The organism is Mesorhizobium sp. B2-3-14 (assembly GCF_006442175.1).
GTDB classification, from domain to species: Bacteria; Pseudomonadota; Alphaproteobacteria; order Rhizobiales; family Rhizobiaceae; genus Mesorhizobium; species Mesorhizobium australicum.
In genome coordinates this window covers 418,231-430,448 of record NZ_VFVP01000001.1, presented here as the reverse complement: position 1 = coordinate 430,448, position 12,218 = coordinate 418,231, and the positions used below count along the sequence as shown (strand labels likewise).

Genomic DNA, 12,218 nt, shown 5'->3' with positions numbered 1-12,218 from the left:
GGCATCAAACAGAACGGGCGCCGGCCCGGTGAGGGATATGATGAAGAACTCCGCCATTTCCGAACGCAAGAACCAGTCGATCTCGCGCGGCGTCGGCATGACCACGCAAATCTATGCCGATCGGGCCGAGAATTCGGAGATCTGGGATGTCGAGGGCCGCCGCTATATCGACTTCTCCTCGGGCATCGCCGTCGTCAACACCGGCCATCGCCATCCCAGGGTGATCGAGGCGGTCAAGGCGCAACTCGACCGCTTCACCCACACCTGCCACCAGGTCGTGCCTTACGAGAGCTATGTGCGGCTGGCCGAACGGCTGAACGCCATGCTGCCCGGCAAGTTCGAGAAGAAGACGATCTTCGTCACCACCGGCGCCGAGGCGGTGGAGAATGCCATCAAGATCGCTCGCAACGCCACCGGCCGCCAGGCCGTCATCGCCTTCGGCGGCGGCTTCCACGGCCGCACCTTCATGGGCATGGCGCTGACCGGCAAGGTCGTGCCCTACAAGGTTGGCTTCGGCGCCATGCTGGGCGACGTCTACCACGTGCCGTTCCCCGTGCAACTGCATGGCGTCTCGGTCGCCGATTCGCTGGCGGCACTCGACAAGTTGTTCAAGGCGGATGTCGATCCGGCCCGCGTCGCCGCGATCATCATCGAGCCGGTTCAGGGCGAGGGCGGCTTCTACGACGCGCCGCGTGAACTCCTGACGGCGCTGCGCAAGCTGTGCGACCAGCACGGCATGCTGCTCATCGCGGACGAAGTGCAGACCGGCTTTGCCCGCACCGGCAGGATGTTCGCCATGGACCATCACGAGGTGGCGGCCGACATCACCACGATGGCCAAGAGCCTGGCCGGCGGCTTCCCGCTTGCGGCGGTCACCGGCCGCGCCGAGATCATGGATGCGCCCAGCCCCGGCGGGCTCGGCGGCACCTATGGCGGCAGCCCGATCGGCGTCGCCGCGGCACACGCCGTCCTGGATGTCATCGAGGACGAAAAGCTCTGCGACCGCGCCAACACGCTGGGTGCGCGGCTGAAGCAGCGTCTGCAGTCGATCCGTGACGACGTGCCCGAGATCGTCGACATCAGGGGTCTGGGCTTCATGAACGCGGTTGAGTTCAACGACGTCAAGAAGGGCCTGCCGTCGGCCGAGATCGCCAACGCGATCCGCCTGAAGGCGCTCGACAAGGGCCTGATCCTGTTGACCTGCGGCGTCTACGGCAACGTCATCCGCTTCCTGGCGCCGATCACCATCCAGGACGAGGTCATGAACGAAGCGCTCGACATTCTGGAAAGCTCGATCCGCGAAGTCTGCGCCGCCTGAACGACAAGGACGAGCGTTCCGATTCACATGTCTTTGGGCATCTTTTCTTCCTCGAAGATGCCCTCAATATCGCGCGCGCCATGCAAAATGCGCTCGACGCGCACGTCGCTGCCCTGGGCGGTGTAGAAAATTATACATTTTTGGAACGCGACGGACCGCAGACCAGGCCAAAGCTCGGAACGAGGTGCGCCTCCGCGTGGCGCATTCTCTATGCGGCCACATCGTCCGCGAAGCGCCGCTATAAAACGGTGAGCGGCGGGCGGATTTTCAGCATGGATGTAATCGCCGATCTCCTCGATGTCCTGCACCGCGGCAGGCGCAAAACTGAGGGCCATTACTTGTGGGTTCCACCGCTGTATTTTTTCTCCAGCCGGTCAAAAACGCTGTTGGCCTGAATGCCCGGTCCGCTTTCTACACCCTTGCGGATGTCCTCACGCCGTGCCGCAAGTTTCGTTTGTCGCTGCTCCTCGCGTTCCTCCAAGAGGCGCAGGCTATCACGCACAACTTCGCTGGCGCTGGCATAGCGGCCGCTTTCAACCAGTTCGCGCACGAACGTTTCGTAGCGAGGTCCGATGCTGTAGCTCGCAGGCATGGGGACGGCCTTCCCTTTTATCCGAGATTATCAATTTATGATAAGCTCATTGATTTTTTTGGCAAGATCCCGGCCTGCTTTAGCCCGTAACCCGGGCAGGCTCGTCCTGGTGAAATTGTGCCAATGCCGCCTTCAGCCCTTCGGGACCCGTGGCCACCGTCTGCGGTGTCGGCGAGAAGCCGGCACCGAGCATCTTGCGGCCAAGCATGTGGTCGCCGGGGCGGTTGACGGATTCGATGCCGAGCAGCCGGTCTCCCGCGTAGTGGTAGATCGAGAACTTGTTGTCGGGCAGGTCACCGAGCACGACATGGCTGTCGCCGCCTGATGTCAGCCCGACCATCTGCAATTTCATGTCGCCGATGTCGGACCAGAACCATGGCACCGCCGAATAGGCGTCGGCGTGGCCTGATATGGTGCGCGCGGCGAGCCGCGCCTGGTCAGTGGCGTTTTGCACCGATTCCAGCCGCACGTCGCCGCCGGTGAACCAGTGCCGGTACGAGGCGGCGTCGCCGATGGCGAGGATATCCGGTACCGAGCTGCGCATCTGGTGATCGACGCGGATGCCGTTGGCGATGGTGAGGCCGGCTTCCTGCGCCAGTTCGACATTCGGCACGGCACCGATGCCCACCACGACCATGCGCGCCGGCAGCCTTTCGCCTGAGGTGGTGATCGCGGCGGTGACATGGCCGTCTTCGCCTTCGAGCCTTGCAATCGAGGTGCCGGTGAGGATGCGCACGCCTGTCGCTTCCAGCCTTTGCCGGACATGGCTGGCCACCACCGGCGCCACGGCGCGGCCAAGCAGCCGGTCGACCGCCTCGACAACGGTGACGGTGCGGCCCGCCGCCCGAAGCGTCGCGGCGATTTCCAGTCCGATGAAGCCGCCGCCGAGAATAACGACATCTTCGCTGTGCGCGCTCAAGTCCCGGATCAGCCGGGCATCCGCCAGCGAGCGCAGCGACACCACGCCGAACAGCTCCGCGCCGGGTAATGGCAAGGCACGCGGGCGCGATCCGGTCGCCAGGATCAGATGGTCGAAGGCAAGTGCGCCACCGCCAGCGATGTCGAGACTGCCGCGGCCGGTATCGATGCGCTCGATCCGGATGCCCGGCCGGTAGTCGATGGCGCTGCCGGTGTAGAAGGCTTCGCCGCGCAAGGGCTGCGGCTTGGCCGTGGCATCCTTGATGAAAGTCTTCGACAGCGGCGGCTTGTGATAGGGCAGTTCGTTCTCGTCGCCCACCAGGATCACCGGCCCATCATAGCCATCCTCGCGCAGACTGGCGGCCGCCTGCACGCCCGCATGACCCGCACCGACAATGACCACGCCGTTCTTCATCGCATTCCGATCCCGATTCGATCCTAGGACGCCTCGCCAAGTGGCAATTGCCTGGCACCGCCGCAAGAGAATGTCTGCGGGTCGCACCCGGGATGGCGACTGTCAATCGTACAGTTCGGCCGCAAAGCCGGTGCAGGGGAACGCGTAAAGTTGACAGTTGTAGTTTAGAATAATTCTAAACTGTTGTTTCGATTAGGTTTTTCAGCAATTTCCGTTGACTCCATCGAACTCGAAGTTTTAAGGAAGCTTGCGCATTGGCGCATCCCTTTGATGTCTGGGCCTTGAACCCGTTCGATTGGAGGCATTTTGGTGTCTTTCTTCCCTGAGCCGCGCGGCAGCGCGGCATATCTTGCGGCCGGTGGCATGCACACGGCCTGGTGCCGGTTGCCGCGCGCGCCGTTTGCGGAATTCCCGAGAAACTGGAGAGCGATAATGACGGCACGATATGGCAGCAGGCTTGTGGCGATCGGCGCCACGGCGCTGCTGACGGCGGCGGTGTTCGTGCTGCCTGCAAAGGCGCAAACCGATGCGAAGGCGGTGATCAAGACCTATTCCGACATCGCGCTTGCCAAGTACGAGGATTCGCTAACCACGGCGCGGACGCTGGACAAGGCGGTCGACGCGCTGCTGGCCAACCCGTCGGCGGAGACGCTCAATGCCGCCCGCGACGCCTGGAAGGCGGCCCGCGTCCCCTACCAGCAGACCGAGGTCTATCGCTTCGGCAACAAGGTCGTCGACGACTGGGAGGGCGAGGTGAATTCCTGGCCGCTGGACGAAGGCCTGATCGACTATGTCGCCAAGAGCTACGGCACGGAATCGGACGCGAATTCGCTCTACACCGCCAATGTGATCGCCAACAAGGAGATCGAGATCAACGGCAAGAAGATCGACGCCGCGACGCTTTCGCCGGAATTCCTCTCCGGCACCTTGCAGCAAGCCGGCGGTATCGAGGCCAACGTCGCTACCGGCTATCACGCCATCGAGTTCCTGCTCTGGGGCCAGGATCTGCATGGCACCGGTCCAGGCGCCGGCGAGCGTCCCTATACGGACTACGACCTCAAGAACTGCACCGGCGGCAATTGCGACCGCCGCGCACAGTACCTGAAATCGGCAACTGACCTTCTGGTCTCCGACCTGCAGAAGATGGTCAACGACTGGAAGGAAGACGGCGCCGCGCGCAAGAACCTCGTCGATGGCGAGCCGAACACCGCGATCTCGATCATCTTCACCGGCATGGGCTCGCTCTCCTACGGCGAACTGGCCGGCGAGCGCATGAAGCTCGGCCTGCTGCTCCACGATCCCGAAGAGGAGCATGACTGCTTCTCCGACAACACCTACAATTCTCATCTCTATGATGCAGTCGGCATTCGCGCCGCCTATCACGCCAGCTACACAAGGCTGGATGGTACCGTCGTTTCGGGTCCCTCGGTGCACGACATGGTCAAGGCAGCGGATCCGGCAATCGACAAGGAACTGTCCGACAAGCTCGATGTTTCGGTCGCCAAGATGGAAGCCATCAAGGCACGGGCATTGGCCGGCGAGGCCTACGACCAGCAGATCGCCGAGGGCAATACGGCGGGCAATGCCACCGTGCAGGCGGCAATCGACGCATTGATCGACCAGACCAAGTCGATCGAACGCGCCGTCGGCGCCTTGAAGCTGAACAACATCGCCTTCGAAGGCTCCGACAGTCTCGACGCGCCCGACAAGGTGTTCAAGTAAGCCCCCAGCCAAACGGCGCATCGGAGCGCCGTCAGCCAGAGCGACGAAATGCTGATCTGCCATTGCAACATCATCACCGAGAAGGAGATCGAGCAGACGATCATCGGCCTGCTGGATCAGGATCCCTGGCAGCTCATCGTGCCGGCAAAGGTCTATCACGCCATGCACAAACGGGGTCGCTGTTGCGGCTGCTTCCCAAATGTGGTCGAAACGATCATTCGGGTCACCGAGAACTACCACGCCCGCTCGCAGGCAAGCGGCGTGGACATCGTTTCACATCTGGATCGCGTCAGAGGCCTGCGCGTCCAATACGGGAGCAGGACCCATGAAAGGCGAACCACAGATCATCGAGCGGCTTAACGAGGCTCTCTTTCTGGAGCTCGGCGCCGTCAACCAGTATTGGGTGCATTTCCGCCTGCTCGAGGATTGGGGATACGCCAAGCTGGCCAAGAAGGAGCGGGCGGAATCGATCGAGGAGATGCACCACGCCGACAAGCTCGTCGCCCGCATCATCTTCCTTGAAGGCCATCCCAACCTGCAGTCCGTGGCGCCGCTGCGCATCGGCCAGAACGTCAAGGAAGTGCTCGAATCCGACCTGGCCGGTGAATATGACGCGCGCACTGCGTATAAGCGCTCGCGCGAAATCTGCGAGGAAGCGGGCGACTACGTGACGATGAAACTGTTCGAGGAACTGCTCGCCGACGAGGAAAGCCATATCGACTTCCTCGAGACGCAGCTCGACCTGCTGGCCTCGATCGGTGAGGAAAAGTACGGCCAGCTCAACGCCGCACCGGCGGACGAGGCAGACTAAGGATATGCGGGAATGCGGCGCCTCTTAGACGTCCTGCGCCGCTTGCGGCGGGCCAAGGGCCCGCCGCGCCTCCGGAAAATGCCAGCCATATCGGCTGGTCGGCACGGCATTATTCTGATGCTGGCGCTGACCACTTCTGCCATCGCCGGCGACCTTCTACCCGCCGGTCTCGCCACCACGCGCACCGACCTCAATGCCAAGGATCAGGCGCGCGTCATCGCCATTACCAGGCCGACCACGGATTTTTCCAAGCCCGAGCCTTTCGAACTGATGCAAGGTGGCGCCGGCACCTCGCGAAAAGACATCAGCCGTGATTCCTTCTCGCAATCTTCGGCCAACATCAGCTTCGAGGAAGAAGGCACCTTCAAGCTCGGCAATGCGCTTTTCCGCAAGAACTGGGTCTCGTCGCCGTCCTCGACGCAGGCATCGGATGGGCTCGGACCCTTGTTCAACGAACGCGCTTGCCAGAACTGCCATCTGAAGGATGGCCGTGGACGGCCGCCGCAAGCCGATGTTGGCACCACCTCGATGTTCCTGCGGTTGGCGCGCGATGCCAGCAACGCGGAAGAGAAGGCGGCGCTCGCCGACCACCGGCTGCTCAACCTTCCAGACCCGGTCTATGGCACGCAATTGCAGCAACTGGCCGTGCCTGGTCTCAGGGGTGAGGGCAGGATGCGTGTCGACTATCGGGAACGGAAGGTGGAACTGCCGGACGGCACCGCGGTTTTACTGCGCAAACCCGCCTATACGATCGATGATCTCGGCTACGGGCCGCTCGATCCGCGCACCACGCTGTCGCCGCGCCTGACGCCGCCGATGATCGGCCTCGGCCTCATCGAACAGATCGCGCCGGCCGACATTCTGGCCCATGCCGACCCTGACGACAGGGATGGCGATGGTACTTCCGGCAAGCCCAACATCGTGCGTGACGGCCTGAGCGGCGAGCTGACGCTTGGCCGTTTCGGCTGGAAGGCGCAGACGGCCTCGATCCGCCAGCAAGCGGCGGATGCCTTTGCCGGCGATATCGGCATCTCGACGCCGGAGGCGCCGAAACACTGGGGCGATTGCACCGCCGCGCAGGAAAAGTGCCTCGCCATGCCCAACGGCGTGCAGGCGCGCCTCGGCCCGGTCGAGGCGCCGGCGCCGGTGATGGATCTCGTCACCTTCTATTCGCGCAACCTGGCGGTGCCGGCGCGACGCGACCTCGCCTCGCCTGAGGTGCTCGCCGGCAAGAAGGTCTTTTATGAAATCGGCTGCGTTGCCTGTCACACGCCGAAATTCGTTACCCGTCGCGATGCACCTGACAAGCCGCAGGCGTTCCAGTTGATCTGGCCTTATTCCGATTTCCTGCTGCACGACATGGGGCCGGATCTTGCCGACGGCCAGGCTGTGGGCGATGCGACCGGCAATGAGTGGCGCACGCCGCCGCTATGGGGCATCGGCCTCACCGAAATGGTCAACGGCAATTCCTTCTATCTGCACGATGGTCGTGCGCGCACTTTGGTCGAGGCCATCCTGTGGCATGGCGGCGAGGCGCAGAAGGCGCGCGACCGCTTTGCCGCCACCAGCGCCACCGAGCGCGATGCATTGGTCAAATTCCTGGGGTCACTTTGATGGCGAAGCGTTTCGCGCTGGTTCTCGTTCTTCCGCTGGTTCTGCTGGGCGCCTTGCCCGCATCGGCCGCGGTGAAAGCCTCTGATGTCATCCAGCGCGCGATCGACGGCTTTGTCCGCCCGGCATATGAGGACCTGCACCAGCATGCGGAAGCCCTGACCAAAGCCATGCACAAGCTTTGCGAGGCGCCCTCGCAAGCGGACCTTGAAGCGGCGCGAGCCGCGTTCTCGGCTACCGTCTACGCCTGGTCATCGGCCGAGATCATCGGTTTCGGGCCGATCAAGGAGAACAACAGGCTGGAGCGCATGCTGTTCTGGCCGGATCGCAAGAGCATCGGCCTGAAACAGGTGCAGGCGGCGTTGTCGGACAAGGATCCCGCCGCCACCGATCCTGTCCAGCTTGCCGGCAAGAGCGTTGCCATGCAGGGGCTCGGGGCGCTGGAATTCGTGCTCTACGGCGACGGCGCCGACGCCTTGACGGGCAAGGCTGAATCCTATCGCTGCGCTTACGGGGCGGCTGTCGCCGGCAACATCGAAACCATCGCCGCGGACGTCAGCGCGGCCTGGGACAAACCAGATGGATTCGCGGCACTGTGGGCCAATCCGGGGCCGCAAAACACGCTCTATCGCGATGGTAACGAGGCGGTGACCGAACTGGTCGGCGTCTTGATCAACGAACTGGAAATGGTCCGCGATGTGCGCCTGAAGGGTTTTCTGGGCGCCAAGCCCGAGGCCGACAAGCCAAAACAGGCGATCTACTGGCGTTCGCAGAACACCGCCAACGCGCTGGCCGGAAATCTGGCCGGCATCGATGCGCTGTTCCAGGTGTCGAAGCTCGGCAACGCGCTGCCGCCGGATGCGCGCTGGATGGCAGAGTCGATCCACATCCAGCTGCTCAACGGCGTTGCGACCGCCAAGGCCGTCCAGGGTCCGATCGACAAGGCGCTCGCCGATCCGGCGCTGCGCGAAAAACTCGAGCATCTCGCCCTGATCACCTCCAGCCTGTCGACCCTGATCGGCACCAGGCTGACCGCCGAATTCGGCCTGACCGCCGGCTTCTCGTCGCTGGATGGAGACTGAGCGTGACCTTGAGATTGGCCGAAACGCCCATAGCTTCGTCATCCTGGGGCGAAGCAAGGAGCGAAGCGACGCGGCGTAGATCCCAGGATCCATGCCGTGACCGCAAGGCCTTGCAACGGTTCAGAATTCTACTCTGCTGCATTCCTCGGCGAAAGTCACGGCATGGATCCTTGGGTCTCCGCGACGGAGCTACGCTCCTGCTCCGCCCAAGGATGACGAAGTTCCGGAGGCTTCGGCCAACTTCCAACGTCTGCGATGAGTCATTCGAAGAATCGGCAGGTGCCAAGCGTCAGCTCCGATCCCTAAAAATTACCATGTCTTGGAGCCGGCCAGTGCAGGGGAGGGCCATGTCTTGAAAACGCCTCTCATCGACCGCCGCGATTTCTTGAGGGCCGCCGGCATTGGCTTTGCCGCCGCCGTGACGCCCTCGGCCTGGGCAAATACGCTCGCGGCGGATGCCGTGTTCGCCACCGCCTTCGTCAAGCGCGACGGCAGTTTTGGTGCCGCCGTTCTGTCCGAGGCCGGCAAGGTGCTGCATGCGATCGACCTGCCCGATCGCGGTCATGACGTCACCTTCGATCCGATATCGAAGCGTTCGGTGGTTTTCGCCCGCCAGCCCGGCACCTTCGCCGTGGTTTTCGATCACGCCGGGCGCGACGCCCCGCGGACCATCGCCAGCATCGCGGGCCGGCACTTCTTCGGTCATGGTGTCTTCTCGCCCGACGGCGCTCTGCTCTACGCCACCGAGAACGACTTCGACAACGCCGCTGGCGTGGTCGGCGTCTATGACGCGCGGGCGAAATTCAATCGCATCGGCGAATTCCCGACCTACGGCATGGGCCCGCACGAACTTGTTCTGCTGGGCGACGGCAAGACGATCGCGGTCGCCAATGGCGGCATCGAGACCCATCCAGACTATGGACGCGCCGAGCTCAACATTGCCACCATGAAGCCTTCCTATGTGCTGGTCGACCGCGTCACCGGCGACCTGATCGAAAAGCATGAACTGCCGGCCGCTCTCCACCAATTGTCCATCCGCCACATGGATATCGACCAGACCGGCACCGTCTGGTTCGGCTGCCAATACAGGGGCTCCGGCACCGATCGTCCGCTTCTGGTCGGTCGCGCCGCGCGGGGCAAGGAGTTGGCATTGCTCGACATGCCGCGGGATGTGCTGTCCGGTTTCCGCAACTATATCGGCTCGGTCGCCGCCAATCCTGGTGCCGGCACCGTCGCCGTCTCCTCGCCGGAAGGCAATTCGCTTGTCGTGATCGATGCGGGCAGCGGCCGGATCGTCTCCTCCAGCGCGCTGGTCGAGGTCTGCGGCGTGGCGCCCGACGGGGCAGGGTTCATGGCCACCACGGGCGCCGGCGAGATCATCGAGAGCGGTGGTGCCACGCGGACGGAGCCGGACTATGTCTGGGACAACCACATGCTGCGCATAGGGCCGGCGGCATAAGCTTTTCTGCAGGCCAAACCGAAGCCGCTTAACAAATTATGCACTTCACACTTGCGGTTGCGCGCCATGGCGGGCACAGGGAATTGTTTCTCGAACCGGTCGTTTCATGAAAGTTCTCGCCATCGACTGTGCCGCCCGCCTCTGCGCCGCCTGCGTCTACGACGCGGCGGTTGGGCTGGAGCTTGGCCGCTCGGTGCTTGATCTGGGCAAGGGTCATGCCGAGCACCTGATGGCCGTCATCGCTGACGCGTTGAAGACCGGCGCGACCGACTACGCCGGGCTTGGCGCCATTGCCGTCTCTGTCGGTCCGGGTTCCTTCACCGGCCTGCGCGTCGGCGTGTCGACGGCGCGTGGCCTGGCGCTGGCGCTCAAGCTGCCGGCAATCGGGGTGACGACCCTTGAGGCACTGGCCGCCGAGGCGGCCGGTGCCTTTCCTGGCCGCGCCGTGCTGGTGGCGCTTGATGCCGGCCGCGAGGAAATCCATGCCGCACTGTACGATGAAATGTCAGTGTTGACTTACGGTCCGGCCGTGGCCACGCTTGCGGAGGCGGTGACGATGGCGACGGAACGTTTCGCGGTGCTCGCCGGCACGGCAGCGACGCTGATCGCTGACGCGGCCGGCCGCACCTTTGACATCGGGCCTCGGGCGGCCACCGCCGACATTCTCACCTACGCCCGGCTGGCTGCCGCAAAGGGGCAGGGCGAAAGGCCGAAGCCGCTTTATCTGCGCGGTGCCGATGCCAAGCCGCAGGCCGGGTTTATACTATCGAGGCAAAGACCATGATCCCGAAAAGTGGAAGCCGGCTTTCGCGGACAAACGGTCCCGTTCGCCCAGAGACCATGGTCAGACGAGAAAACGAGAATTGATGCGCATACCTTTTCTTCAACCACGTCGCCGCGACTACGCGCTCGAGCCGCTCAGGATCACCGACAGCGCCGCGGTCTCGCTGCTGCACCGCGAGGATTTTGTCCGCCCCTGGACCGATGGTGAGTTCGCCGCCTTGCTCGAACAGGACACCGTGTTCGGTTATGCCGCGCGCGAAACCGGGCAGGGCGCCAAGCCGCCTGTCGGCTTCGTCCTCGCCCGGCTGGCCGCGGGCGAGGGTGAAATCCTGACCGTCGCGGTGGCACGGTCGCATCGTCGCCAGGGCCTGGGCTGGCAGTTGATGGACGCAGTGCTGCGCGAATTGCATTCGCAGCGCGCCGAAGCCTTGTTCCTCGAGGTCGATGAGACCAATGCCGCGGCGATCGCCCTCTATCGTCGGTTGGGTTTTCGGGAAGTCGGCAAGCGTCCGGATTACTACAAGTCGCCCGATCGCGGGCCGACTGGGGCGCTTGTCATGCGCCGCGATCTTCGCTAGCCAGGGACCGCATGATCCCGAAAATCGAATCCGATTTCGGAGAGGATCATGCGCCAGAATTAAGGTGTTACAGCGTCCTTTGCGCGTCCAAGAGGACGCGCGGCGCTGTAATGGTAGGGCGATGATCAAGAAAATCAGGATTTTCCTGGCGCTGGGCCTCGTCGTCGCTGGGTCGCTGGTTTTCGTGCCGCTGCAGATCCTGTCGATGAAGACCGGTTGGTGGCCGGAAACCTTCATCCTCAAGATCTGGCACCGGCTGATCATCCGGGCGCTCGGCATGCGTATCCATGTCAGGGGGGCACTGTCCGACAAACGCCCCTTGCTGGTTGCCTCGAACCACATCTCCTGGACCGACATCATGGTGCTGGGCTCCTTTGCCGATGTGAAATTCATCGCCCGAGCCGACATGGAAGGCTGGCCGCTGATCGGCATGCTGTCGAAACTGCAGCGCACTGTTTTCATCGAGCGCGAACGCAAGCGTTCGTCTGGCGATCAGGCCAGCGAGATCGCCAGACGCATGGCCAAGGGCGATGCCATGGTGCTGTTCGCCGAGGGCTCGACCGGTGACGGCAATGTCGTCCTGCCCTTCAAAAGCACCCTGTTCGGCGCCGCCTCGATGGCCATTTCCGAAGGCGCGGCCGAGCAGGTCTTCATCCAGCCCGTTGCGATCGCCTATACGCGCCTGCACGGCGTGCCGCTCGGCCGGCGCCACCGTCCGATCGCAGCCTGGATCGGCGATGAGGACCTGATGCCGCATCTCAAGGTGCTGATGGCCGAGGGCGCGCTCGACGTCGAGGTGCATTTCGGCGAGCCGATCGCCTTTGCCAAGGGTTCCAACCGCAAGGAAGCGGCCAAGCTGATGGAAGGCCGGGTGCGCGAGATGATGCAGGCGGCCCTTGCCGATCCGCTCCCGAGCCGCTGAACCCAAC

The 12,218-nt window shown here is 63.5% G+C and carries 13 protein-coding genes; 10 read left to right on the top strand and 3 right to left on the bottom strand.

Annotation, left to right across the window (positions count from 1 at the left end; all coding sequences use genetic code 11):
* Positions 1-40 precede the first annotated feature (40 nt).
* On the top strand, positions 41-1,318 hold the full coding sequence (locus FJ950_RS01940) for a 4-aminobutyrate--2-oxoglutarate transaminase (RefSeq protein ID WP_140615417.1): 1,278 nt from the start codon (positions 41-43) through the stop codon (positions 1,316-1,318).
* A 23-nt stretch (positions 1,319-1,341) separates the two neighbouring features.
* Here FJ950_RS01940 and FJ950_RS01935 read toward each other — a convergent pair whose 3' ends face one another.
* The 3 genes from FJ950_RS01935 to FJ950_RS01925 form a co-directional block, all read right to left on the bottom strand.
* Positions 1,342-1,653, bottom strand: coding sequence for a type II toxin-antitoxin system RelE/ParE family toxin (locus FJ950_RS01935; protein ID WP_140614791.1), 312 nt, complete (start codon positions 1,651-1,653; stop codon positions 1,342-1,344).
* Positions 1,653-1,910 carry a type II toxin-antitoxin system ParD family antitoxin gene (locus FJ950_RS01930; RefSeq protein WP_015314030.1) on the bottom strand — a complete coding sequence of 86 codons (258 nt, stop codon included), beginning with the start codon at positions 1,908-1,910 and terminating at the stop codon, positions 1,653-1,655. The genes FJ950_RS01935 and FJ950_RS01930 overlap by 1 nt, the downstream gene beginning before the upstream one ends.
* 79 nt (positions 1,911-1,989) lie before the next feature.
* A complete protein-coding gene (locus FJ950_RS01925; protein WP_015314029.1) occupies positions 1,990-3,243 on the bottom strand; it encodes an FAD-dependent oxidoreductase in 1,254 nt (417 codons plus the stop codon).
* 432 nt (positions 3,244-3,675) lie between these two features.
* Here FJ950_RS01925 and FJ950_RS01920 point away from each other — a divergent pair, with 432 nt between their 5' ends.
* The 9 genes from FJ950_RS01920 (at position 3,676) to FJ950_RS01880 (ending at position 12,211) form a co-directional block, all read left to right on the top strand.
* The gene (locus tag FJ950_RS01920; protein ID WP_015314028.1) at positions 3,676-4,965 is read left to right on the top strand and encodes an imelysin family protein; all 1,290 of its coding nucleotides are present in this window, start codon (positions 3,676-3,678) and stop codon (positions 4,963-4,965) included.
* Positions 4,966-5,013: 48 nt separating this feature from the next.
* Complete coding sequence (locus FJ950_RS01915; RefSeq protein ID WP_140614790.1) at positions 5,014-5,325, top strand: (2Fe-2S)-binding protein; 312 nt, start codon at positions 5,014-5,016, stop codon at positions 5,323-5,325.
* Positions 5,291-5,776, top strand: coding sequence for a bacterioferritin (gene bfr, locus FJ950_RS01910; RefSeq protein ID WP_015314026.1), 486 nt, complete (start codon positions 5,291-5,293; stop codon positions 5,774-5,776). The genes FJ950_RS01915 and bfr overlap by 35 nt, the downstream gene beginning before the upstream one ends.
* Before the next feature lie 12 nt (positions 5,777-5,788).
* Positions 5,789-7,390 carry a di-heme oxidoredictase family protein gene (locus tag FJ950_RS01905; protein ID WP_140614789.1) on the top strand — a complete coding sequence of 534 codons (1,602 nt, stop codon included), beginning with the start codon at positions 5,789-5,791 and terminating at the stop codon, positions 7,388-7,390.
* Positions 7,390-8,469 (top strand): imelysin family protein, encoded by a 1,080-nt coding sequence (locus FJ950_RS01900; RefSeq protein ID WP_140614788.1) that lies wholly within the window; start codon positions 7,390-7,392, stop codon positions 8,467-8,469. The genes FJ950_RS01905 and FJ950_RS01900 overlap by 1 nt, the downstream gene beginning before the upstream one ends.
* Positions 8,470-8,821: 352 nt before the next feature.
* Positions 8,822-9,928 (top strand): DUF1513 domain-containing protein, encoded by a 1,107-nt coding sequence (locus FJ950_RS01895; RefSeq protein ID WP_140614787.1) that lies wholly within the window; start codon positions 8,822-8,824, stop codon positions 9,926-9,928.
* Between the two features lie 106 nt (positions 9,929-10,034).
* Complete coding sequence (tsaB, locus tag FJ950_RS01890; RefSeq protein ID WP_140614786.1) at positions 10,035-10,712, top strand: tRNA (adenosine(37)-N6)-threonylcarbamoyltransferase complex dimerization subunit type 1 TsaB; 678 nt, start codon at positions 10,035-10,037, stop codon at positions 10,710-10,712.
* An 82-nt stretch (positions 10,713-10,794) separates the two neighbouring features.
* On the top strand, positions 10,795-11,289 hold the full coding sequence (gene rimI, locus FJ950_RS01885) for a ribosomal protein S18-alanine N-acetyltransferase (RefSeq protein ID WP_015314021.1): 495 nt from the start codon (positions 10,795-10,797) through the stop codon (positions 11,287-11,289).
* A gap of 121 nt (positions 11,290-11,410) precedes the next feature.
* Complete coding sequence (locus tag FJ950_RS01880) at positions 11,411-12,211, top strand: 1-acyl-sn-glycerol-3-phosphate acyltransferase (protein ID WP_140614785.1); 801 nt, start codon at positions 11,411-11,413, stop codon at positions 12,209-12,211.
* The last annotated feature ends 7 nt before the right edge of the window (positions 12,212-12,218 follow it).

Bases quoted from the DNA above. Each gene is read 5' to 3' on its own strand.
- FJ950_RS01940 (WP_140615417.1), top strand. From the start codon at position 41: ATGAAGAACTCCGCCATTTCCGAACGCAAGAACCAGTCGATCTCGCGC.
- FJ950_RS01935 (WP_140614791.1), bottom strand. From the start codon at position 1,653: ATGGCCCTCAGTTTTGCGCCTGCCGCGGTGCAGGACATCGAGGAGATC.
- FJ950_RS01930 (WP_015314030.1), bottom strand. From the start codon at position 1,910: ATGCCTGCGAGCTACAGCATCGGACCTCGCTACGAAACGTTCGTGCGC.
- FJ950_RS01925 (WP_015314029.1), bottom strand. From the start codon at position 3,243: ATGAAGAACGGCGTGGTCATTGTCGGTGCGGGTCATGCGGGCGTGCAG.
- FJ950_RS01920 (WP_015314028.1), top strand. From the start codon at position 3,676: ATGACGGCACGATATGGCAGCAGGCTTGTGGCGATCGGCGCCACGGCG.
- FJ950_RS01915 (WP_140614790.1), top strand. From the start codon at position 5,014: ATGCTGATCTGCCATTGCAACATCATCACCGAGAAGGAGATCGAGCAG.
- bfr (WP_015314026.1), top strand. From the start codon at position 5,291: ATGAAAGGCGAACCACAGATCATCGAGCGGCTTAACGAGGCTCTCTTT.
- FJ950_RS01905 (WP_140614789.1), top strand. From the start codon at position 5,789: ATGCGGCGCCTCTTAGACGTCCTGCGCCGCTTGCGGCGGGCCAAGGGC.
- FJ950_RS01900 (WP_140614788.1), top strand. From the start codon at position 7,390: ATGGCGAAGCGTTTCGCGCTGGTTCTCGTTCTTCCGCTGGTTCTGCTG.
- tsaB (WP_140614786.1), top strand. From the start codon at position 10,035: ATGAAAGTTCTCGCCATCGACTGTGCCGCCCGCCTCTGCGCCGCCTGC.
- rimI (WP_015314021.1), top strand. From the start codon at position 10,795: ATGCGCATACCTTTTCTTCAACCACGTCGCCGCGACTACGCGCTCGAG.
- FJ950_RS01880 (WP_140614785.1), top strand. From the start codon at position 11,411: ATGATCAAGAAAATCAGGATTTTCCTGGCGCTGGGCCTCGTCGTCGCT.